Source organism: Chryseobacterium sp. KMC2 (genome assembly GCF_016756935.1).
GTDB lineage: Bacteria > Bacteroidota > Bacteroidia > Flavobacteriales > Weeksellaceae > Chryseobacterium > Chryseobacterium rhizosphaerae.
In genome coordinates, this window is the sequence record NZ_JAESIT010000033.1 from 1 (window position 1) to 24,262 (window position 24,262).

The 24,262-nt window shown below is 35.4% G+C and carries 21 protein-coding genes and 1 tRNA gene; 5 read left to right on the forward strand and 17 right to left on the reverse strand.

What is annotated here, in order from left to right; genetic code table 11:
* The 3 genes from JML65_RS22945 to JML65_RS22955 all read right to left on the reverse strand — a co-directional run.
* The coding region (locus JML65_RS22945) for a radical SAM protein (protein ID WP_202272418.1) at nt 1-1,134 on the reverse strand (1,134 nt) is incomplete at its 3' end.
* Between the two features lie 67 nt (nt 1,135-1,201).
* Nucleotides 1,202-1,420, reverse strand: coding sequence for a hypothetical protein (locus JML65_RS22950; protein WP_084085460.1), 219 nt, complete (start codon nt 1,418-1,420; stop codon nt 1,202-1,204).
* Between the two features lie 128 nt (nt 1,421-1,548).
* Complete coding sequence (locus JML65_RS22955; protein ID WP_202272420.1) at nt 1,549-3,705, reverse strand: outer membrane beta-barrel family protein; 2,157 nt, start codon at nt 3,703-3,705, stop codon at nt 1,549-1,551.
* A gap of 1,124 nt (nt 3,706-4,829) precedes the next feature.
* Here JML65_RS22955 and JML65_RS22960 point away from each other — a divergent pair.
* Nucleotides 4,830-5,336: a glycoside hydrolase family 19 protein gene (locus JML65_RS22960; RefSeq protein ID WP_202272422.1), complete on the forward strand. Its 507-nt coding sequence runs from the start codon at nt 4,830-4,832 to the stop codon at nt 5,334-5,336.
* Between the two features lie 51 nt (nt 5,337-5,387).
* Here JML65_RS22960 and JML65_RS22965 read toward each other — a convergent pair whose 3' ends face one another.
* The 9 genes from JML65_RS22965 to thrA form a co-directional block, all read right to left on the reverse strand.
* Nucleotides 5,388-6,008, reverse strand: coding sequence for a hypothetical protein (locus tag JML65_RS22965; protein ID WP_202272424.1), 621 nt, complete (start codon nt 6,006-6,008; stop codon nt 5,388-5,390).
* A 268-nt stretch (nt 6,009-6,276) separates the two neighbouring features.
* A complete protein-coding gene (locus JML65_RS22970; protein ID WP_202272426.1) occupies nt 6,277-6,732 on the reverse strand; it encodes a hypothetical protein in 456 nt (151 codons plus the stop codon).
* A gap of 628 nt (nt 6,733-7,360) precedes the next feature.
* Nucleotides 7,361-7,431: transfer RNA gene (locus JML65_RS22975), tRNA-Cys, on the reverse strand.
* A 58-nt stretch (nt 7,432-7,489) separates the two neighbouring features.
* Nucleotides 7,490-7,999, reverse strand: a complete 510-nt coding sequence (locus tag JML65_RS22980) for an RDD family protein (protein WP_084085456.1) — start codon at nt 7,997-7,999, stop codon at nt 7,490-7,492.
* Between the two features lie 27 nt (nt 8,000-8,026).
* Nucleotides 8,027-9,391 carry a DUF4403 family protein gene (locus JML65_RS22985; protein WP_202272428.1) on the reverse strand — a complete coding sequence of 455 codons (1,365 nt, stop codon included), beginning with the start codon at nt 9,389-9,391 and terminating at the stop codon, nt 8,027-8,029.
* Nucleotides 9,392-9,426: 35 nt separating this feature from the next.
* The gene (folB, locus tag JML65_RS22990; RefSeq protein ID WP_202272430.1) at nt 9,427-9,795 is read right to left on the reverse strand and encodes a dihydroneopterin aldolase; all 369 of its coding nucleotides are present in this window, start codon (nt 9,793-9,795) and stop codon (nt 9,427-9,429) included.
* 4 nt (nt 9,796-9,799) lie between these two features.
* A complete protein-coding gene (gene thrC / locus JML65_RS22995) occupies nt 9,800-11,104 on the reverse strand; it encodes a threonine synthase (RefSeq protein ID WP_202272432.1) in 1,305 nt (434 codons plus the stop codon).
* A gap of 21 nt (nt 11,105-11,125) precedes the next feature.
* The gene (locus JML65_RS23000) at nt 11,126-12,052 is read right to left on the reverse strand and encodes a homoserine kinase (protein WP_047490261.1); all 927 of its coding nucleotides are present in this window, start codon (nt 12,050-12,052) and stop codon (nt 11,126-11,128) included.
* A 12-nt stretch (nt 12,053-12,064) separates the two neighbouring features.
* Nucleotides 12,065-14,515 carry a bifunctional aspartate kinase/homoserine dehydrogenase I gene (thrA, locus tag JML65_RS23005; protein ID WP_202272434.1) on the reverse strand — a complete coding sequence of 817 codons (2,451 nt, stop codon included), beginning with the start codon at nt 14,513-14,515 and terminating at the stop codon, nt 12,065-12,067.
* A 343-nt stretch (nt 14,516-14,858) separates the two neighbouring features.
* Between thrA and JML65_RS23010 the strand changes: the two genes are divergently transcribed.
* The 3 genes from JML65_RS23010 to JML65_RS24170 all read left to right on the forward strand — a co-directional run bounded on the left by JML65_RS23010 (nt 14,859) and on the right by JML65_RS24170 (nt 15,524).
* Nucleotides 14,859-15,053, forward strand: a complete 195-nt coding sequence (locus tag JML65_RS23010) for a bacteriocin-like protein (RefSeq protein ID WP_156126064.1) — start codon at nt 14,859-14,861, stop codon at nt 15,051-15,053.
* Between the two features lie 63 nt (nt 15,054-15,116).
* Nucleotides 15,117-15,287 (forward strand): hypothetical protein, encoded by a 171-nt coding sequence (locus tag JML65_RS23015; RefSeq protein WP_157969924.1) that lies wholly within the window; start codon nt 15,117-15,119, stop codon nt 15,285-15,287.
* Nucleotides 15,288-15,326: 39 nt separating this feature from the next.
* Entirely contained in the window at nt 15,327-15,524 is a 198-nt protein-coding gene (locus JML65_RS24170) for a bacteriocin-like protein (protein ID WP_410670116.1), read from the forward strand.
* Between the two features lie 80 nt (nt 15,525-15,604).
* Here JML65_RS24170 and nadA read toward each other — a convergent pair whose 3' ends face one another.
* The 3 genes from nadA to JML65_RS23030 all read right to left on the reverse strand — a co-directional run bounded on the left by nadA (nt 15,605) and on the right by JML65_RS23030 (nt 18,233).
* A complete protein-coding gene (nadA, locus tag JML65_RS23020; RefSeq protein WP_047379009.1) occupies nt 15,605-16,624 on the reverse strand; it encodes a quinolinate synthase NadA in 1,020 nt (339 codons plus the stop codon).
* Nucleotides 16,625-16,735: 111 nt separating this feature from the next.
* Nucleotides 16,736-17,302 carry a guanylate kinase gene (gmk, locus tag JML65_RS23025; protein WP_047490274.1) on the reverse strand — a complete coding sequence of 189 codons (567 nt, stop codon included), beginning with the start codon at nt 17,300-17,302 and terminating at the stop codon, nt 16,736-16,738.
* A gap of 73 nt (nt 17,303-17,375) precedes the next feature.
* Nucleotides 17,376-18,233 carry a YicC family protein gene (locus JML65_RS23030; RefSeq protein WP_047490278.1) on the reverse strand — a complete coding sequence of 286 codons (858 nt, stop codon included), beginning with the start codon at nt 18,231-18,233 and terminating at the stop codon, nt 17,376-17,378.
* 94 nt (nt 18,234-18,327) lie between these two features.
* Here JML65_RS23030 and miaA point away from each other — a divergent pair, with 94 nt between their 5' ends.
* Entirely contained in the window at nt 18,328-19,245 is a 918-nt protein-coding gene (gene miaA / locus JML65_RS23035; RefSeq protein ID WP_202272436.1) for a tRNA (adenosine(37)-N6)-dimethylallyltransferase MiaA, read from the forward strand.
* Between the two features lie 210 nt (nt 19,246-19,455).
* Here miaA and JML65_RS23040 read toward each other — a convergent pair whose 3' ends face one another.
* Complete coding sequence (locus JML65_RS23040) at nt 19,456-20,868, reverse strand: efflux transporter outer membrane subunit (protein ID WP_047490285.1); 1,413 nt, start codon at nt 20,866-20,868, stop codon at nt 19,456-19,458.
* A 198-nt stretch (nt 20,869-21,066) separates the two neighbouring features.
* On the reverse strand, nt 21,067-24,249 hold the full coding sequence (locus JML65_RS23045; protein WP_047490289.1) for an efflux RND transporter permease subunit: 3,183 nt from the start codon (nt 24,247-24,249) through the stop codon (nt 21,067-21,069).
* Nucleotides 24,250-24,262 lie beyond the last annotated feature (13 nt).

Consider the following 24,262-nt stretch of genomic DNA (forward strand, 5'->3'; position numbering starts at 1 on the left):
CTGAAGTAAATTGCTAGGGTCAGTTCTATTTAAATTTCCTAAGATATAACCGGATTTATCATAGGCTGGAACATATGAAATTTCTGTGCAGTTATAAATGTTTCCATAGGCATCTATCAGTTCAGCTTTAGGGTCTATAGCCATACAAGTCTGTTTTTTTCTGCTAGGTACTACAGGTGTATTGAATTCCTTTTTAAGGCTGTACATCACCCAGTCGATCTCTTTGTCTGCAAAGTTGGCAATTTCCAGAGACATCAGATGGGCGTCATTTCCCCATGAATGTATAGGGGCAACATAGAAATTAGACAGTTTTTTATGAATCCCCAGAGAATTCAGTTCATCAATTAAAAGAGTAACACTGTCGTGATTGGTTTGATCTACATTACAACGGATGTTCACCGTAGTATTTAATTCAGAAAAACCTTCATAGTTGAATATGTCAATAAGGTTATCGAGAATAATTCTGTAGCTTTTTTCTCCTGACTTTAGGAATCTTCTTTTGTCATGGTATTCTTCTGTACCGTCCAATGTAATCTCAAAAAAGCTGAGATGATAGTTTTTAACAAGATCTAGGAAAACATTCAACTTTAAAGACAATCCATTGGTAACCATTTTTGAAGAGTATCTTAAGTTGTGCTTGTCGGCTAATGCTTTCAGTCTTGGAGTTAATGCTTTAATATTACTTAAGGCCATTAGCGGTTCAGCTCCAAACCAACCTATTTCCAGAGCATCAAAATTATTTTCTCTTTCAAGTTTAAATTTTACCCTTTCAACAATAGCATCCATTTGCTCATTATTCAATAGGGCTTTGGTATGGTTTTGCCCACAATATCCACATCCCAACTGGCAGTTGGCTGTAGGTTGTATAACCTGATACAATGTTCTGCTTTCGGCAATACTTGTTTTATTTTCCAGTATCACTTCATCCAGCTCATTTTCTTCTTTTGGTACGATGAGGTCTGATGCCAGAAGCTTAGAAAAAACATTCTCAGGAAGATCATCATAATTTTCATTTTCATACAGCAGGGCAGTATGGCTCTCTAAGGCCATTGTTTCGCCACTCCTTGTAGAATAAAAAAGCACGGTATCATTTCCTACTTCTGATTTTATTTTGTAATAAGAGTTCTTGAACATATGATAGTTTTTAAAAGGGTTAAAAACCTCCATAACTATTGAGAAAGAGTTATGGAGGATAATTAATTTACTCTATTGAAGAGATTTCTTTAGTTGGAGTAGTTGGGGTAGTTGGAGTACAACCAATATTACAACCAGAGTTTACGTTTACTGTACACAGTGGTTGCCAACCTGCAGCTTGTCCACCTCTGATAGCTAATTGCTCATTTACACTAATGATTTCACCTCTATTTACAGCGTCTAATTGTACAGCACCGTAAATGTTCTTAAGTTTTGAATTTTTCATGTTAATTAAAATTTTAAATTAAAGTTTTTGGTAAAGTTTTGATACATTAACCTTTTTTGGTACTTGTTTGCAAACGGTTATATTTATTCATAGTCCTGTATTGTGCACATACAAAACCGGAAATCATATTATTTTAATCTGTTTTTCTCATCACTGTTTCCTATTTCTCTGTTTTTACCCTTGATGTTTTTGTTTCCAAAGTTGTATCGTAAGGACAATCTCAGTCTTCTGGTGTCAGCATACACATTATAGGTTTGGGTAATGCCATTGGTGTATGTGGTGTTATCAGGATTACTTGTTTTTAAAATATCGTCTACACTAATGGAGCATTGCAGGTTTTTATTAAGAAATAAAAATCTTAATCCGAGATCTAATCTCATTGATCCGCTTTGTTTGTATATCAACCCTTTATTGGGTGCATTGTAATTGTAATTAAGCTCTCCTGATACTGTTTTACTTTTATTGAGTACAAAACTGTTGTTTAATGAGAAGGCAAAGCCAAATCCGCTTTGAGAAGGTACAGCGTCTTTATACTGATCATCAATCTTGGTTTTTATATAATAAATATTGTATTGAGCATTACTTTCTAACCAGCTCCATTTATTAAAAACATAATTTTGTGAAATTCCATAGGCATAGCTTTTATAATAATTTAATCTTGTAAAAACCTGAGTTAAATCATCTTTCACGTAAGGAACCTGGCTAAACCCATTGCTTTTTAGCTGAGTGAAAAATGAGGTAAACAATTTTTCTTTATATGTATGGGTCAGTTCAAAATTATGACTGATCGCTGGTTGTAAAAAAGGATTACCCTCTGCATAGGAATTCGCATTGAAATACCATTTAAAAGGATTTAATTCCCAAAACGAGGGTCTGTTTATTCTTTTACTATAGCTCAGGTTGATGGTGTTGCTCCCATTAAGAACCCGAAGCACATAAAACGTTGGGAAAATTTTAAAATAATCATTTTTATATTCCGTACTGTTGGTGACAGATTTGGATGTGGTCTGGGTATATTCCGCTCTTGCTCCTAATTTTACCTGCCATTTTTCTCCAAAGCTTTTGGCAAGATCAAAATAGGCAGCCTGTATATTTTCTCTATATTGATAGGCATCAGTCTGTAACGGATCTACTACAGGAGTTCCAGTCGTCTGATCTATAAATTTGATGGAACTGTCATTTTTTGTTGAGGTGATCTTCGCTCCATAAGTATAGTTTGCAAATTTTGCCGGGTGTATAAAATCAATCTTAGCTGATAAGTTATTGATGTCCTGCTGCCCTAAATTCTGTGCTGATAATTGTAACACATTATTTTCCTGGGTATCAAAAAGCCTGTTTTTATCTTCCTTAAATTTGAAATAATCCAAATCAACTGAGAATTTTTTTCCCAAAGAATCAAGATCATGGGTGAAATGAAGATTTAATGAATTATTCCAATTTTTCGCGTCTGTTTCAGCATTCGTGGATAAAATTTTATTTCCCTGACCTTGTCTGCTAAGCAGGTTTACAACATTAGTTTCCTGAATGTCCGGTGTGGAATTATAAAATTGAAAAATAGCCCCAATACTTGATTTTTTTGAAATCTGATAATCCGCTGACACTTTTATACTCTGAACATCTTTACTGTCCTTTCTTTTTACTTTGCTCATCCACAAATAAGATGGATACTCAATATTTGATCTTTCGGTTACATTTTCATTCCCTTTCTTAGCATCCAGCATGATTGAAAATGAATACCGGTCTTTATTGTAGTTAAACGTATTTCCCAGAGATAAGGCAGGGTAACTGGTTTGTGTATAGGTAGTCCTTGTACTGTTACTCCAGGAATTCTGTTTTGCTTTTTTCAACTGAATATTGATAATACCACTGTTTCCTTCAGCATCATATTTTGACGGAGGTGTTGTAATTACCTCTATACTTTTTATATTTTCAGATGAGGTAGCTCTTAAATAGTTCATCAGGGCTTCTCCTGATAACTGAACCATTTTTTCATCGATCATCACCGAAACAGAGCTTTTGCCAATAATCCCAATGGTATTTCCCTGAATCGCTACACCGGGTGTTTTCTTTAAAACTTCTACGGCATCAGAGCCGGAAGCTGTGATTGAATTTTCAACATTAAAAACGAGTCTGTCAACTTTTCTTTCTATCAGTTTCTTTTTCATGTTGATCTCAACTTCCTGTATTTGCTTTTCGACTATTTTGTTCACAGAGTCATTTTTCTTCTGTTGAGAAAACATAAAAACCGAAAATATAATACTAATAGTGGAGATTATTTTTTTCATTGATATTAGTTATTTCTGCAGCTGATATGAGGTTAATAAAAAAATCTCACTGTATTCTTGCTTTAGACAAATATGCTGTAAGCTTGAATGATTATACAAGCGAATGCTTTATAGATTCATGAATTTATCCCTGCTTTTTGATAAATTCGATGATTTTAATTCTTTGTAAATGAATGTTTTATATGATTTTTATCATGTTTTTTAATTTCTATTTTTGAAAAAAATATCAAGGCGGATTTATATGTTTTTTTTAAAATTTAGCGCCTGATTTACAAAAATTAAGCTCCAATATGACTGTAAATTTTACATTAGAAGTACGAAAACAGGTGCCGATTTCCTCCGAAAAGGATGGAAATAGACTGATGTGTTTTTTATTGTTAAATGATAATACCTCTGTGAAATGGATTTTTGCTTCGTTATTTTTTTATGGATTTGTATGATGGAATTATTAAATACGTATCATTTTAATAATTCTGTTATTTCTGTTTTTCTATAGCTTTTTTGAAAACTTGCAGAATATATTTTAGAAAATTCATGTTTTATTTTCGGGTTGATATCTGCAGTGTATTTTCATCTATAAAAAAATAAGTACCACAAAAACTAACATTTCCTAGATAAGTGATGTATTTGGCATATGGCTTGAACTTAAAAAGATAACACCATATTGACCATATACATTATATTGGTTTTGACACCTTTTATTTCCCTGGATCTTCCGGGGATTTTTTATGATGGATGGAAAGTCTAAGGCATACAACATCAGCAAGTATCTTGCTTTAGTATTTTTAGTATTGAGTGGTTAAGGAGCTTACATTTTCTTTGTTTATCAAAAACAAACAGAAAATAAGCGCTTTCTATATAATAGCAGTCCTACTAATAAATAAAAGATGAATCGGTAGGTACACTTCAGGGGGTTTACAAGCAAGATAAAATTGCCGGTACCGAATGATAAAATCAGTTAAAGAGTGATATTCCATATTTCAAAATAGAGATTGAGGTAATAAAAATAGAGTCTAAGAAAATCAAAGAAAGAAGTTTTGGACAAGTATAAAGATTGGTGGAGTATCGGTCGCAGTATTAGGAGCTGCTGGACTTATTTGGTTAAACAATAAATAAAACAGAAAATGACAGCATTAGAATTATCATTTAAATATAAGTATCTTCTCAATAAAAACGGAATTAACACTCCTTTGAGATTAGCACATTTCTTTGCACAGTTACACCATGAGAATGCAGGATTCAGCCGGTTACGTGAAATTGGAAATGACGCTTACTTCCAAAAGTACGAAGGATGTAAAACCTTAGGTAATAGACAGAAAGGTGATGGATTGAAATATAAAGGGCGTGGATATATGCAGATCACTGGAAGATATAATTATACTATTTTATCAAAAGAAACCGGTATTGATTATCTAAATAATCCAGCATGGCTAGAACGAGAAGCGGATGCAATGGTTTCCGCATTGTGGTTTTGGAATAGAAGTAAACTTAATAAGTACGCTGATGTAGACAGAATAGATTCTATATCAGATTTGATTAACAAAGGTAAATTAACAGAGGCTTATGGAGATACAAATGGGTTTACAGATCGAGCTAACAAGCTTAATTACTACAAAACGATTTTTAAATGATACGGAGAAGAAAGACTGAATCAGATTTGTTTTTTGCGAAATAATAACTCATTATTTAAGGTACTTACTTCTTAAATTAGATACATAATTTTCTTCATCAAACACATCCTTGTTTAAACTTAGTATGAAAATTTTTTTTACATGATGAGTTGATTCGTTTTTAGACTTTACGTCATAATCAGACATAACTCTATATGCTAGAATTGATTTGTTTTTGGCTTCTTTTGTAATTTCACTTTTAATTTTCTGTATGGAATTAAATAGGATTTTTTCATCATATTGCAATGAATTGAAATCTTGTGAAGATTTACTGTAATTTAACCTATCACGTTCAACAATATTTTGATAACTCGGATATTTTTGACTAAGCTGTTGTGATAATCTAAGACTATTATCTTTTATATGTAAATCTTGATATGCTTCATTTTTCTGAGCACCTATTATAGAATGTTCATCTATTAAATAATTTAATAGTATTTCTTTTTCTTTTGATGAATTTAATGAATCAATATATTTAATTTTAAAATTCTTTACTTCTGCATCAAGCTCATCTACTAAATTATTATTATAACTAATTATGCTATTCTCAATATCCTTTTTAAATTTTTCTTCTTGAGACATACATGAGAATACGACTAAAGAAAGACAAGTAATAAATATTATTTTTTTCATAATTTAATTTTAAACCACAATTTACTAACAATTAAAATTCAAAAATTACGGCATCCCGTAGAATTATAAAACAAAAAAAAAACCACCGTTTGGTGGGGACATTTTATTAAAATAGGCTACAAATATTGTAGCCTAAAATTATCTTATTAATTCATGGTTTTTTGTATTGTATTACAATACGATGATGTCATTTTTCATAATGTTTGATTTTAATGGTTAAGATAACATATTCAAATATACAAATATTGTGCTGTTTGACAATGTGTCATCAATTTTCTTGTATTTTTTCACTATTTCCCGCAACAAAAAAGCCGTTTTTAATATATGTATGATTCACAAATTCAAAAGTTTGTATGTTTGATAGGCCAGTGACGCTATGTCGTGCAGTAACCTGAAACCTAACATATTTATTATTTTTCACAACATGTGACAAATCTTCATCTGTAAAAAATTGAGCACAATTATCTCCATATTTTTTTTTGAAAGGAATAAATCTCTTTATGTAACTTACTTTGTTGGTTTTAAGTGGAAGTTTTTCATATAATCTATGAACAATTCCATCATTTGCTTGTTTAATTGTATAGTAATTGGCTATAACTTCTACATCGTACGCTCCGAAGAATGATTTATTAATAATTTTAAATGCATGAACTATTGTAGATTGCCCATCAAATGGATTATCCTGTCTTGATATTAATGGCACTATTTTAATATTAGGCTTCATGATATAAAGTAATAGGAATATAAATACAATTGATGATAATAGATTCAAACATAATGCAAATAATACATTAGGTATTGTAAATCCACTGCACCACAATTCTAATGTTTGTATCATAGTTTAGTTTTGATTGCAAAAATATACAAATTTGTTTTTATACATTACGGTTTCCCGTAGTATTATGACTACATATTTTAATAAGGTTTTTTCATATGTTAGATATCCGATTGCTCGAATAATCGACTACTTAATTTATTTAGCCTCCTTCGGGAGTTTTTTTGTGTATTTCTCAACCGGGAGAAAGGACCTATTTCAAAGAATTATAAAATCAGAAAAAATAAAACCGTTACAAATTGTATCGGTTTTATTTATGTTGGTGTGTGGAAATGTATCAATTTTGTGAAATGGAAATCAAAGGAATTATCATAAGTGTGTCTCATGACAGAACTAGAGCTGTTGTCAAAGAAGAGGAAGAAGTAGGAGATTGACGTCCTGTTGACTCCAAAATAAAGAACTAAAAGAAAAAGGCGTCAGATTTTAGACGTTTTTAATATTAGCGGGAATGTAGCGGGAAAACCTAAAACGAAAAAACCCTAACTTGTTTTTAGTAAACTTATTAGGGTTTTTGAAGAGGTACCTAGCGGATTCGAACCGCTGTAGATGGTGTTGCAGACCACTGCCTAGCCGCTCGGCCAAAGTACCATTTTTACCATTTTTGAGGTGTGCAAATATAGTAAAATTTCTTTATGAACAAAAGTTTTCAGGCAATTTCTTTCTTTCCAAGATGGTCAATTTCGCTTTTTGCTTGAATTTCAGCCTGATAATTTTTGATGTTAATAACTCTTGTTTCGCTCCATTTATCATGCCAGCCATTTTCACCTAAAAAGGAAAGGGCATCAAAAGGAACAATTCTGGAAATATTCCGAATAAGATAATCATTGAAAGTAGGTTCGGTACCATCAATACAAATAACTTTGCTCCCTGTAATATACTTACCGATGGATCTTCCTTTGGTAAAGTATTCGATAAGGAAGGAGTACATAAAATAGATGACAGAGGTGATCAGAATATCGACAAATCTATTCACTTGTGACATCTTATAAATAATATTGACGAAAAAGTCAATGTTTGCAAGTTGATATAGTAAGGATGAAATAAATCCCAGAGCAAGAAATGCTATAGTGATTACAAGCCTGTCAATAATAAAATTAGCAAATCTTGTCCACTTTTGGGATCTGTTTCTATCTACAATTACTAAATATTTTCTCATGGTTGGTTATTAGTTTTATTTGAAGTTTTAAAATCCGTTGACAAGGAGTTTTAATGCTGCGTTTGTATCAATGACAGCGGTAATTCCGGTACTGTTCAGAAGGATTTTACTGGGTTTAAGATTAAAAACTTTTCCGTTCATTTTTAAACCTTTATAATACTCTTTGTTAAAAGCATCTTCAATACTTTTTCTGGATGCCTCTTCCAATTCCTGAGTTGGAATCCCATATTCTTCCTCAATCATTTTGACAATTTTCCCCTGAAATAATACCGAAGCGGTTTTTTGAAGGATATTGGTTGTTTTCAGTTTAAATTTAGAATCAGATAAAACAATTTTTCTTTTGATCTCATCATACACAGGAATTCCTGAAATGATAGCCGTTCCTTTGATGTAACCGTCGGTTTGAGCTTCGAGGATAATCCTGTTGTCAACACCGTAAACTCTGATGTCAGTTACTTTTACTTTGGAATCCCTGATGTCAAACTCTTTATTTAAGAAAGTTTTTCTGGCCATACTGCTGGCTTCTGTAAAAGGGATATTAGCAGTAGTCTGTAAAAGAAATTTATCTGCAACAGTAGGAGAGAAGTTGAAATTCGTTACTGCGGTTACAGGCTGAGAGGCCATTGGCTTATTTCCTGTAAACGTTTCAGAATAAATATCAATTCCAAGAGTGGCATTGATTTGATTTCCATAGAATTTTAAAGGCGTGATATTAACTCCAACCGGGCTTATCTTCAGCCATGTATTATATTCTTCAGAAATATTGAAAGGCTGTAGAAAAGTATTCCAGGCCATTAACGCATACTGTTGAAAGTTCAGTTGTGCAGCCATTTGCTGATCAATGGTTTTACAGAATTTTTCCTGCTGCTCTCTGAGGCTTTTTTCAACAATAGGTGTGATAGGAATTTGTATCCTTCCATAATCCAGGACCGGCTTTGTAACCCATCTGAAGCCATTGGGCTGAGTATTGGTGGTAATGGTCCAGTTATTTTTTAAGCTTACCGTTGTATTAAAAGACATCACCGTTTCAAAGGTTGTATTTTGATACGTATAAACTCCCAATGTTCCAATGCCTTTTTCTGCCCAGACTTTTAATGGAACTTCGATTAATAAGTTTTGACTGGTTCCTCCTACCAGACGAATCGGCCTGGTCTTCCACACCTTTACTTTAAACTGGTCATTATTATTGTCGGTATAAGAGTCATCCTGATACACAAGATCCTTTACCGAAGCATTGATCATATTACTAAGTTCCGAAAGAGGAATCGTTACCGGCATGGTAATACTGGATTTGATCTTTGGAAAATTGTAACTGGCTAATTGGTTATCAACGCTGGCCTGGCCAAAAGCATTGATACATACTACTAAAAATAATATTTTAATGAATCTCAACGGTTTATCTTTTTTATGAAACGAAAATAAGGATTTTAATTTCCAGATTTGAAGCTTTTTTTAAGCTCAACACTGGCGCCTTTCATCTCTCCCTGCATTGGAGGAGCTGTTTTGGTCACTTTAAGCTTGATGTAGGTAACCTGTGGGAAATTGTTGTGGATACTAGAAATTATTCTTCCTGCAACATGTTCCAACAGTTTTGATTTGATTTTCATCTCGGCATGAATAATATCATTGATATCTGCATAACTTATGGTGTCATTCAGATCATCGGATTGCGCAGCTTTCCAAAGATCAGTGCGAAGCTCCAGGTTGAGAATATAATAAGTTCCGATAATATTCTCTTCCGGGAGTACACCGTGGTAGGCATATATTTTTACATCTTCAAGATATATTTTACTCATTGTTTCAAATTTTACTAAGCAAAAATCGCTTTAATTCTTCAAAATCTGAACTTATTTCTACAGTTTTTTTCTCCTTTGTCATAAGGTCAGCCAGTGCTTCAGGAATTTCTACTTTTATAGCAGTAGCTTTTTCTACAGCTTCAGGAAATTTTACAGGATGGGCAGTTCCCAGAATAAATCCTTTCTTATCAGGATTTTCTTCCAGAAACTTTTGCAGGGAAACGAACGCAACAGCGCTGTGAGGTTCAAGAAGATAATTGTGTTTTTTATAAACCTCCGCAATAGTCTCTAAGGTCTGCTGATCATCCACGGAATATCCGGAGATCTTATTTTTTAATTTGTCAAATTGATGATCGAAAAGCTCTAAAATCCTCACAAAATTACTGGGATCTCCCACATCCATCGCATTGGATAGAGTAGGCACCGCTTTTTTGGGGATAAAATTTTGGGTTTTCAGATAATCCGGAACAGTATCATTCTCATTACATGCCGCAATGAAATGCTCAGCCGGAAGCCCCCGGAAATAAGCCAGAAGTCCGGCACAAATATTTCCGAAATTTCCACTGGGAACACAGATTACAGGTTTTTCAGTTTCATATTGGTTCCATTGTTTTAAGGCTAGCAGGTAATAAATCTGTTGAGGAAGCCACCTTGCTACATTGATAGAATTGGCGGATGTCAAAAATAAATGATCATTAATTTCCTGATCTGAAAATGCCTGTTTCACCAAGCTCTGACAATCATCAAAGCTTCCGTTGATTTCCAATGCAGAAATATTCTCCCCAAGGGCTGTGAGTTGCTTTTCCTGAACCGGACTCACTCTGTTTTTGGGATAAAGGATAACGACATTAATTTCCGGAAGTTTATAGAAACCATGGGCAACAGCACCTCCGGTATCTCCTGAAGTAGCAACAAGTACGGTTACTTTTTTTTCCTGATCTTTTAAGAAATAGGAAAGACAACGGCTCATAAACCGGGCTCCAATATCTTTGAATGCTAAAGTAGGCCCATGAAATAGTTCTAAAATGGATATTTTATCATTTATTTTTTTCAAAGGGATATCAAAACTTACCGTTTCCGAAACAATTTCCCACAATATTTCTGATGGAATTTCATCGCCCACGAAATCTCTCATACATCTGTAGGCAATTTCTTCAGGGGTATATTGATGAAGGTTCTGAATAAAATTCTCCTCAAACTGAGGAATACTTTCCGGGAAAAATAATCCTTTTTCTTTTCCCTGACCTTTTATAGTCGCTGTTCTGAAATCAACTTTTTCCAGACTCTCTTTTAAATTATAATAATTCATCTGTATGATCTTCTCTATTAATTATGCTTCTTCAATTATTTCAATACCCGATGGGTTTATTTTGGATACATACACCAAGCTTTCAATCTTCGTGTCATCATAGACAGACTTCATCATCCCGGCAATTTCCTCTGCAGTTTCTTTTTCCTCTACCAGCATAAAAATGGAAGGTCCGGATCCTGAAATTCCACCTCCCAAGGCACCTATTTCTATACTTTTCATTTTAATTTCATCAAATTTTGGAATTAAAATACTCCTGACAGGTTCTATAATAACATCATTAAGACTTCTGCCAATAAGAGAAAAATCATTCTTCTGAATCCCGGCTATTAACCCAGCGATGTTTCCCCATTGCTCAACAGCACTTTTTAAAGAGATATTTTTCTTTAAGATTTGTCGCGAGTCCGATGTTTTTACTTCAACCTGAGGATGTACAGCGGCTACAAAAAGCTCAGGAGTATTCAACGGGATGATGTCGAGAGGATGGGTGGATTTTACCAATGTGATCCCACCGTAAATGCAAGGGGCAATATTGTCTGCGTGACGTACTCCCGAAGCAAGTTCTTCTCCAAACATGGCAAAATGAATCATCTCATCCGCAGATAATATATTTCCCAGTAATGCATTGGCTCCAAAGGCGGCTCCAGCGGCACTTGCCGCACTGGAGCCGAGGCCGCTTCCCGGTTTTATATGCTTGCGGATAATGACTTCAAAGCCATGAGAAAGGTTAAAATGCTCCTGAATTTTAAGCAATACAATACCTGCTACATTTTTTGAAGGTTCTTCAGGAAGTCCGAAAAGGTCTTCATGGTGTATCATAATTTCGGGAGAATCCCATATTCTCAGTTCCATTTCGTCATAGGGGGCATGAACGGCCATTCCTAAAATATCAAATCCACAAACCAGATTGGCTACTGTAGCGGGTATTCTTAATCGTATTCTTTTCATAATTTCTGTTTTTTAAATTGAGCGCATAATATCTGCAAAAACACCGCTTGCTGTTACTTCAGCCCCAGCCCCGGCTCCTTTTACGACCAATGGCTGTTCGGAATATCGTAACGTTTTAAAAATGACTATATTATCTTTTCCATAAAGATGGAATAAATCGCTTTCCGGAGCAACATGCTGTAAACCTACATTTGCTTTTCCATTTTTAAACTCGGCAGTATATTTTAAAATTTTGCCGGCTTTGCGGGACTCATTAAACAAGTTTTTAAAATGGTCTTCATATTCAGTAAGTTTTTTATAAAAATCTTCTACACTTCCCTGCATGCATTCTTCAGGAAGAAAACCGGTGTTTTCAATTTCTTCAAATTGAAGCGGATATCCGGCTTCCCGGGCTAGGATTAAAATCTTGCGGGCTACATCAGTTCCTGAAAGATCCAATCGGGGATCAGGTTCTGTGTATCCTTCTTTCTGAGCCTGTGCAACCACTTCAGAGAAAGTTCTGCTTCCATCGTAATTATTAAATACAAAATTTAATGTTCCGCTGAGTACAGCTTGAATTGAGGTGATTTTATCTCCACTCTTGATCAGGTCACTGATGGTTCCGATAACCGGAAGCCCGGCTCCCACATTCGTTTCAAAGTAGAAATTACAGCGGTGGTTTCTTGCTGTATTCTTTAATGTTTTATAAGTCTCAAAATCTGATGAAGCTGCTATTTTATTGCAGGCAACAATAGTAATGCTCCTTTTTAGCAGGCTTTCATAGACTTCCGGGATTTTAGAGCTCGCTGTAACATCTACGAAAACAGAATTCCGAAGATTACGGGATATAATTTCCTCTGCGAACTTTTGAGCCGAAGCTTCTTCACCCTGCTCTTTCCATTCCGAATATTCCTCCTGGCTGATTCCCTGATCTGAAAATATCATATGACGGCTATTGGACAGTCCGGCAATTCTTAAATTGATCAGGAAATGTTCTCTCAGATATTGATTTTGATTATAAATCTGCTGTATCAGTTTGGAACCTACATTACCTGTTCCACAGATATACAGGTGGATTTGTTTTATTTCGGATTCAAAGAATTCTTCATGAAGGATATTGACTGTTTTCTTTGCATCAGTTTCTGAGATGACAATACTGATGTTTCTTTCTGAAGATCCCTGTGCAATAGCTCTGATATTGATGCCATTATTTCCGAGGCATCCGAACATTTTAGCACTTACACCACTTCTACTTTTCATATTTTCTCCTACCAGGGCAATAATAGAAAGCCCGGACTCTATCTTTACCGGAGTAACCCTTTTTAGATTAATATCATCTGCAAAAGAAGAATTAATGGCATTTTCTGCATAAAAAATATCCTTTTCATTAATGGCTATAGTGATAGAATGTTCCGAAGAACCCTGGGTAATAAGAATGATATTAATCTTTTCATGGCTCAAACATTGGAATAGCTTTGCGGAAATTCCCGGAATACCTACCATTCCGCTTCCTTCTAAAGTAAGTAAGGCAATAGCACTCATGTTCGATATTCCTACCGCAATGGGCTTTTCATCATTCTCCGAAGTTGCCAGATGATGGGAAACCAATGTTCCCCGGGCATCAGGGTCAAAAGTATTTTTGATTTTAAGATCAATATTTTTTGCCATGACAGGCTGTATGGAAGGTGGGTATAACACTTTAGCCCCGAAATGGGAGAGTTCCATGGCCTCATGATAGGAGATTTCAGCAATAGGCTTTGCATGGGATGCCAAACGGGGGTCAGCAGTCATCATTCCACTTACATCTGTCCATATCTGAAGTTCTTCTGCCTGAAGGGCTGCAGTTATAATAGATGCCGTGTAATCGGAACCACCGCGTCCCAATGTTGTCATATTATTTTTTTCATCACGGGCAATAAAGCCAGGGCAGATAATGATTTGATTTTGATTTTCGTTGAAGTATTTTTTTAGATTGTTTTCTGTACTGTCGAAATATACTTTTGCATTTGTAAAACTGCTGTCTGTTCTGATCAGTTCTGCAGAATTCATCCACATACAGTCTAATCCTTGAGTCTGAAATCTTGCAGCAATAATATTTGAAGATAAAAACTCTCCATATGAAGCTATTTTATCTTTGATTCTGAGGGTGAATTCGCCTAATACAAAAATACTGTTATAGAGATCTTCCAGATCATTAAAATGTTTTTTAACAAAACTTAACCACGAACTTTGTTCTAAAACCGGGATAAGCTCTTTGACCAGGATTAAATGTTTCTCTTCAATGTTTTTGATAAGCTGTAGGTAATTTTCATTTTTTTGAGAGGCATATTCGGCTGCTTTAATCAGATGATCCGTTACGCCGTGAAGAGCAGAGACTACCACAACAGTTCTGTTTTGTAAAGATTCTTTTTTTACAATATTTTCTACCAGCAAGATATTTTGGGAGTTGGCGACGGATGTTCCGCCAAATTTTAAAATTTTCATCAATTAATTATTTAAGGTTGGATAAAACGAAATGTTTACTCTTTAAAAAAAGAGTACAGGTACCGGAAATAATATGTGAAAATTTACCCCGTTATGGGGTAGTTGTTGTAGTTGTAAATGTAGAAACAGAAGATATGCCTGAAATAGGTAATTTCAGAGCAGAAATATCAGATATGTTTCTTAATAAGTTCATTTACCAGACAAATGTACAAATTATTTTGAAATGGCAAATTATTTTAAATAATATCTTCTTAATTCCTTTTATAGAGAAATATTTGTTAAAAAATTAGATTTAACTGATTAAAAATCTTACTTTTAGCGTATTAACCATAATAAAATAAACATGAGAAACTTAAAAAAAATCAACAGACAAAACCTAAAGTCAGTGAATGGTGGAGGTATAGGTACTTGTAATGAATTCTGCCCAGATGGACCGTACGGACCTGACCAGCCAAAATCCTGTGGTGATTATCACGGTTTACCTGAATGCTGCAAAAAGAGAGTTCTGGTAAGCTATGAATGCTTTGATCCCCGTTAAGGCAACATAAGAATAGTACTTTATTTTTATATATCTTTTTTACAATCATTAAATTAAAACAATATGAAAACAATTAAAAAATTATCCAGAGACGAGAAAAAAATGATTAATGGTGGTGCAACACAAATTCAGATTGAAGCATGTGGTGGTGAGCAGTTTGTATGTTTCATGGGAGGAGGTAGATGGGGATGCTGGCTAAAACCCGGAGGAAAATGTTATGCTCCTATGTTGTAAAAAAAATATGGAAAGCTTAATCTATTAAACGAATATCATATGAAAAAGTTATCAAGGAATACACTGAAGAATATTAAAGGTGCCGATTCATCTATTTGTGCTGGGTGTCCCACTCAAAATAAGTATGGTCCGGGACCTGAATACAATCAAACTTGCGATAATTATTTTGCCTTACCAGAATATTGCAAAGAGAGGAATTGTGTAAGAGTAAGCATTTATTGTTTTGGAGATTGGTAACTGAGAACTGATTTTAATTATGATCTCCAGATGGACACTAACGAATATAAAAAAAGCACTGTGAAAACAGTGCTTTTTGTTTATTTTATGCTTTTTGAAAGATCAAGCATCGCCTCAATAGGCTTCAGTGCTCTTAACCTTAATTCTTCGTCGATAAGAATTTCCGGAAGTTCATATTTCATACACAAATACAGTTTTTCCATTGTATTGCGCTTCATATAGAAACATTCTGAACAGTTACAGCTTTCATCGAAAACTAGTGCCGGAATTAATTCTTTGTGAGGTGCACGTTTTCTCATTTCATGCAGAATTCCTTCTTCTGTAGCAATAATGAACTTCTGACAGTCATCTTTTTCTACATAATTCAATAAGGCAGAAGTAGAACCAATAAAGTGAGCCAGTTTTAATACGGCTTCTTCACTTTCCGGGTGTGCGATTAATTTGGCATCAGGATTATCTGCTAATTGCTGGGCAATTCTCTCCATTGAGAATGCTTCGTGTACTACACAGCTTCCATCCCAAAGGATCATATCTCTGCCGGTTTTCTTAGATAAATATCTTCCTAAGTTTTTATCCGGAGCAAAAATAATAGGTCTGTCTTTAGGTAATGCTTCAATAACGGTTTCTGCATTTGAACTCGTTACAATGATATCACTTTCAGCTTTTGTCTCTGCATTACAGTTGATGTAAGTTGCAATTAAAGCATTGGGATGCTGCTCACGCATTTTTCTCAATCCTTCTCCGGAACATCCGTCTGCTAAAGAGCATCCCGCCATAGTGTCAGGAAGAACTACTTTTTTAGTTGGGTTCAGGATTTTAGCTGCTTCTGCCATGAAGTGTACTCCACAGAATACAATCATATCAGCATTCGTATCTTTTGCCTGTCTTGCCAGCTGTAAAGAATCTCCAAGGAAATCAGCAATGTCCTGAATTTCTCCCGGTTGGTAGTAATGGGCAAGAATAACAGCATTCTTTTCTTCTTTGAGTTTAAGAATGGCTTTTACCAATTCTTCACCCTGAGGAATTGCTATATCTTTTATATCCAGAAATCCTCTTACAGGAATTGCAGATTTAGCTTTTTCTAATGTTTCGGTACTCATATCAACCTCAATTTTTTTCTTTATAGAAGGTAGAGGCTAGAAATTAGAGGTTAGATTTTTAGTCTGTTAAAAGATATTCACATGTTTAAACTAACTTCTAATGTCTAACTTCTAGTTACTTTCTATAAAACTTTTTATTAAACTTTCTATTTCTATTTTAGCTTGGTCAAGATCACTGTTGATGACGATTTTGTCAAAATCCTTTGCATAAGACATTTCTTCTTCTGCCTTTTCTACACGGGTTTTGATAGTTTCAGCATCATCTGTATTTCTTGAAATCAATCTTCGTTCCAATTCTTCAATGGAAGGGGGTTCTATAAAAATGGATAATGCTTTCTCGCCAAAATATTTTTTTAAAGAAATTCCTCCTTTTACATCTACATCAAAAATAACAACTTTTCCCTGATTCCAGATTTTTTCTACTTCAGATTTTAAAGTACCGTAATATTTATCAGTATATACTTCTTCATATTCTACAAAAGCTTCTTCTGCTATTTTCTGTCTGAACTGATCAGGAGTTAAAAAATGATAATCTACTGCATGAACTTCACTTCCTCTCGGTTGTCTTGTTGTACAGGAAATTGAAAACTTCAGCTCCGGAAATGTTTCCAAAGAATGCTTTACCAATGTAGTTTTTCCGCTCCCTGATGGTGCTGAAAATATAATTACTTTATCCATTTAGATTTTTAGAGATTTTTAGATGAGAGACACGAGACCAAAATCTCTTATCTCATGTCTATAGGTCTATCGTCTATAATACGTTTAACGTCTGTTCTTTAATTTTTTCCAAGTCATCTTTCATCATAACCACAAGCTTCTGAATTTGGGCATGATTGGCTTTTGAACCTAATGTATTGATCTCTCTTCCGATTTCCTGAGAAATAAAGCCCAGTTTTTTTCCATTGAAAGATTCGTTGTCCATTACTTCTTTATAATATTTCAAGTGTTGGGTAAGTCTTACTTTTTCTTCTGAAATATCAAGTTTCTCTGTGAAGTATGCCATTTCCTGATAGAAACGTGTTTCATCTACATTTTCAAATTCTTTCAAAGATTTCTGATAACGTTCTTTCACGCTAACAATTCTTTCTTCTTCAAATGGAATCACTTCCCCAAGATATTTATCAATATTCTGGATATTTCTGTTTAATTCTTCATGTAAAATACTTCCTTCAGTTTTTCTGAATTCTTCAAAACGGTCTATGGCTGCACTGACAATTTTCGCCAAAGCTTCCCATTCCCCTTCCGTAAGTTCATCAGGTCTTGAGGTGATGGCATCAGGAAGTCGTACTGCCATTTTAAGGTATTCATAGTCAGGTCCGTCTGATGCAATGGTCTTAAGCTCATTGATGTATGAATCAATTAAATTTTTATTGATTTTTACATCATTGGACTCTTCCAGATTCTCCAGATTAACGTAGCAGTCTACCTTTCCACGGATAATTCTATCGTTAAGAATTTTTCTGATTTCAAATTCTTTTTCTTTATAACGTAAAGGAATCTTGATATTTAAATCAAAGCTCTTGCTGTTCAATGATTTAATATCTATTGTTATTTTTTTTCCTTCAAAAACACCTTCGGCTCTACCGAAGCCAGTCATTGATAAAATCATAGTTTTTTATTGTTCTACAAAGATAAACATTTAAATTAGCACTGTGAAATCTGTAAAGATTACATCTGACCGATAAAATAATGAATGTGAACTGATGAAAAATTTGATTTCTGTAGTAGGACCCACCGGAATTGGTAAAACGAGATTGGCTATTGACCTGGCTCAATATTTCAATACAGAGATTATTTCCTGTGATTCCAGACAGTTTTTTAAAGAAATGAAAATAGGGACAGCTTCTCCTTCTGAAGAGGAACTGGCTGAAGCTCCTCATCATTTTATAGGGAATCTTTCTGTGGAAGAATACTATTCTATCGGGCAATATGAAGAAGACGCTTTGCAAAAACTCACTGAACTTTTTAAAGATCATGACACCGTAATTTTAGTTGGCGGTAGTATGATGTATGAAAAAGCCGTGATTGAAGGCTTGAACGATTTACCGGAAGCTGATAGTGAAAATCAGGAAAAACTTCAGGCCATAATGGATCAGGAGGGCATAGAAAAACTTCAGGCCATTTTAAAAGAGCTGGATCCGGAATATTTTGAGGTGGTAGATATTCACAATCACCGAAGGCTTCTTCGTGCTATTGATGTGATCTGGCAAACCGGGAAAAAATATTCTGAACATATAGCTGTTTCCCAGGACTCCAGAGATTTTAATGTGATTCGTATTGGAATAGAAGCTCCAAGAGAAGAATTATATGACAGAATCAACCGCAGGGTAGATATAATGATGGAGAAAGGTCTGCTGGATGAGGTGAAAGGTTTGGAAAAGTTCAAAGGTCTGACGGCTTTAAATACGGTAGGCTATGCCGAATTATTTAAATACTTTGATGGGGAATGGGATCTTGATTTTGCTGTTTCTGAGATTAAAAAGAACAGCCGCAGGTATGCTAAACGTCAATTAACCTGGTATAGAAAAGCGGATGATATCCATTATGTACAATTAGGCTATTCTCACCAGGACTTTGAAAATCTCCTTCAATGGATTAATGACAGTTTCAGAAATAAATAATTTTACTATAAGCTTTCAAAATTTTGATTTCTATGGAATAACATAGGGTATGTTTAAATTACGAATCCAGTGTGTCATTCTGTAGGAATCAAAATTAATATTTGAGTGTAATCAGTTTTAAATTTCACTTCTTGCCAATGTTTATTTTTACCCGTAAGCAAAAAAAATGCGGCCCCATAAGAACCGCACTTAACAATATAATTTAATTTACTACTTCCAACCACCACCTAGCGCTCTGTATAAATCTACAATGCTGCTTAATCTCTGTCTTTTAATGGAAGCCAGATTCAGCTCTGCCTGAAGTGAGTTACCCTGAGCAGTGATCACTTCAAGATAATTGGCTGAACCTCCTCTATAAAGAAGCTGTGCACTTTTAATTCCGTCTTTTAATGTCGTAGACTGTTCCGTTGCTTTTTGTTCCTGAATTTTTAAATTTTCATTAGAAACCAAAGCATCTGAAACTTCACCCACAGCATTCAATACCGATTGACGGAAAGCCAGAACATTTTTCTCTCTTTGAATTTTGGCTACTTCCAGATCTGTTTTCAGCTGTCTTTTCTGGAAAATAGGTTGTGTAATTCCTCCTAAAACAGATCCGAATAATGATGCCGGAATCTGAAACCAATTATCAAATTTGAATGAATTGACCCCTCCGTTTGCTGTAATCTTTAATGCAGGATACATATTGGCTTGTGCAATTCCTACAAAAGCATTGGACTCCAGTAGAACAAGTTCCTGCTGACGAACATCCGGTCTGCGGCTTACCATAGCGGCCGGAAGTCCTGTTGTAATATCCTGTGGTAAAGAGGTATCAACCATTTCAATCGTTCTGTTTACTTTATTAGGAATTTCTCCTACCAGAATACTTAATGCATTTTCCTGAATAGCAATATTCTGTTCCAATTGAGAAATAAGAAGTTCCGTTGCCTGCTTCTGAGCAGCAGACTGTTGTACTCCTAAAGAAGTTGTATCACCACTTTCCCACATTTTCTGTGTAATCAGTAATGTATTGCTGCTTAATTCCAGATTGGATTTTGCAATGGCCAGTTGTTTATCAAGCATCAAGAGATTATAATATCCCTGGGCAATAGCTGCTACAACCTGGGTCTGGATAGCTTTTGAACCTTCATAAGTTTGCAGATACTGCATTCTTGAAACTTCCTGCTGGTTTTTGATTTTCCCCCAAATATCAGCTTCCCAGGAAAGATTGAATGCTGCATTGTAATCCTCAACATGGCTCTGTCCTAAAAATAAATTTAAGCTTTGCCCGTTCATACTGTTTTTGGATGGTTTGGAAATCTGGCCGGTCACTCCAAAACCCACATCAGGATATTGCATATATTTTGCCTGTTTCAATTTTTCCTGTGAAGCAGCAACCTGTTTTAATGCAATTTGAAGATCATAATTATTTTTAATTCCTTTTTCAATTAAGCCTTGTAAGATAGGATCACTGAAAAATTCTTTCCATTCCAGGTTGGCAATACTTGCCGTATCAGCTGTTGCTGTATACTGGAATTTTTCCGGAAGCGGAAGGTCCGGCTCCGTGTATGCCAGTTTTGACACACACGAAACAGAGCCTAAAGCCAGCGCAAATGTTAATATAATATTTTTTACTCTTTTCATTGTTTTTGTTTAATAGGCTTTTAATGGATACCAAATGGTAAGAGGTATAGGTCTATTTTCCACAGCTTACTCAGATGACTGTTTTTCATGTGGAAAATATTTGACTTCAAAACATACATGTGTAAAGTTTATAATTTAAAATCACCAAGTGTAAAACCTTTTGTGACTTCTATACCCCTTAAGATTTGTAAATAATTTTTAATGAGCAGCTGTTAAAGCCTGCTCTTGCTGTAGCTTTTTCTGAAGCCTTTTCTTTTTTCTGCTTGGCATTTTTTCATGCAGATATTGGAAAATCACATACATTACCGGGATAATGAAAATTCCAAAAATAACTCCTGTAAGCATTCCTCCTACAGTACTGTAACCAATAGAGTGATTTCCTTTTGCAGAAGCACCCTGTGTCCACACTAATGGAAGCATACCCACGATAAATGCAAAAGAGGTCATCAAGATGGGTCTTAAACGTAATCTTGAAGCCTGAAGAGCTGATTCAATCAGTGATTTTCCTGCATTTCTTCTCTGAACAGCAAATTCTACGATCAGGATGGCATTTTTAGCCAAAAGCCCTACAAGCATGATGAGTCCTACCTGTACATAAATATTATTATCAATTCCAGCTAATCCTGTGAAGGCAAATACTCCAAATACTCCCGTAGGAATGGTAAGGATAATGGCAAACGGAAGAATATAACTTTCATATTGTGCTGCCAACAGGAAGTATACAAAGAGGATACTTAAAAGGAAGATAAATACTGTTTGTCCACCTGTTTTAATCTCTTCACGGGTAATTCCTGTCCATTCATAGCCATAGCCTCTAGGAAGGGATTTCTGAGCAACCTCTTCTACCGCTTTAATGGCATCACCGGTACTGTATCCCGGTTTTGGTGTTCCGTTAATTGTTACTGCATTGAAAAGGTTATTTCTTGTTACCGTTTCAGGCCCAAAAGTTCTTTTTAAAGTAACCAATGTCTTAGCAGGAACCATTTCTCCGGATTTATTCTTTACATAAATTCCTTCTAAAGAATTAATGTCCGTACGGTAAGGAATATCTGCCTGTGCCATTACTCTGTAGTATTTACCAAACCTGTTAAAGTCTGAAACAAAGCTACTTCCGTAATAAATCTGCATGGTCTGCATCAATTCGGTGATAGACACTCCAAGCTGATTGGCTTTATCTGCATCTACATCAATAGTATACTGTGGGTTTCCGGCAGCATATGTAGTAAATGCAAATGCAATTTCCGGACGTTTCATCAATTCTCCGATGAAGGCCTGTGTGGTGGTTCCCAGCTGTTCAAAAGAACTGTTTGTCTTATCCTGAAGCATGAATTCAAAACCGGAAACGTTACCAAAACCTTGTACAGTAGGGAAGTTGAAGAAGAATGCATTGGCATCTTTTACCTGGCTAACCTTTCCTGTCAGTGCTGCAGCAATCTGGTCTGGATCTTTCATATCACCACGTTTGTCATAATCTTTAAGTTTAATGAAACCTGCAGAATATGGAGAGGCATTGGCATTACTGATGAAGTTCATTCCGTCTGCTACCCAAAGGTGATTGGTTGCCTTTTCACCGTTAATGATTTTATCGATCTGTTTTGTAGCGTTGTGCGTTCTTTCCAGTGAACTTCCCGGAGGAGTATTTACTGCATATAATACGAATCCCTGGTCTTCTGTCGGAATAAATCCTGAAGGTGCTTTTTTAATCAGGAAAATACTTACCGCTGTAATAAGGACAAGGCCTCCTACTGCTACCCATTTATTTTTAATTAAAAATTTAAGGCTGTAAATATATTTTCTGGTCATATTGTTAAAGCTCACGTTAAATGCATTGAAGAATCTTGCTCCAAAGCCTTTTTTATGACCATGCTCACCATGTTCACCCTGAGGATCATTTAAGAACATGGCACATAAAGCGGGGCTTAATGTTAATGCATTTACTGCAGAAATCAGGATGGCAATTGCCAGCGTGAAGGCAAACTGTCTGTAAAACACCCCTGCCGGTCCCTGCATGAATCCTACCGGAATAAACACGGCACACATTACCAGTGTAATGGAAATAATAGCGCCGGAAATTTCACTCATGGAATTCATGGTAGCTTGTTCCACGGGCATTCCTGTCTGTTCCATTTTGGAATGGACGGCTTCCACTACTACAATGGCGTCATCCACTACAATACCGATGGCTAATACCAACGCAAATAATGTAAGCATATTGATACTGAAACCGAACAATTGCAGGAAGAAAAAGGTTCCGATAATCGCAACCGGTACTGCAATAGCTGGTATAAGTGTAGATCTGAAATCCTGAAGGAAAATATACACCACAATAAATACCAGAATGAAAGCGATCACTAACGTCTCAACAACCTGATGAATAGAAGCATCCAAAAAGTCCTTGGAATTATACATGATAATTGGTTTTACCCCTTTTGGCAGGGTAGTACTCAATACATCAACCTGTTTTTCAATTTCTGTCAGGATCTCATTGGCATTAGAACCTGCAGTTTGTAAAATAGCAAACCCAGCAACCGGTTTTCCGTCTACTCTGTTTGTTGCGGTATAGGTATAAGAACCAAATTCTACTCTTGCAACATCTTTTAATCTCAGGAATGATCCGTCATTATTCGCTTTAATGGCAATACCTTCGTAATCTTCATTTTTGTTCAGCTTTCCTTTATATTTAAGGATATACTCATACGTTTCCTTACTTCCCTGCCCAAGACGACCTGGAGCAGCTTCAAGGTTGTGATCTTTGATTGCCGCAAGAACTTCCTGTGGAGACAGATTGTTGGCTGCCAGTCTATCTGGTTTCAGCCAGATTCTCATGGAATAATCTCTTGTTCCGAATACCTGGGCCTGTGCTACTCCCGGAATACGTTGTATTTGGGGAATTACATTGATCTTTAGGTAATTTTGTAAGAAAAGCTCGTCGTATTGTTTCGGATCATCACTGGTAAGTCCCATAAACATAATCATACTGTTTTGAACTTTCTGTGTTGAAATTCCGGCCTGTACTACTTCCTGAGGAAGCTGACTCATTGCTTTTGATACACGGTTCTGTACGTTTACTGCTGCATTATCAGCATCAGCTCCCTGTTTGAAGAAAACGCTCAGTGTCATGGTTCCGTCGTTACTGGAATTGGAGGTCATATAGGTCATGTTCTCAACTCCGTTCACCGCTTCCTCAATTGGGGTTGCTACAGAACGGGCCACTACTTCAGCATTCGCTCCCGGATAAAAAGCCGTTACCTGTACACTTGGAGGTGCAATATCCGGAAAGAGGGCAATCGGTAAATTAAAGAGAGACAAGGCTCCCAATAATAGAAGTATTATGGAGATGACCGTTGAAAGTACCGGTCTTTCTATAAATTGTTTTAACATAAGAAGTTTATTT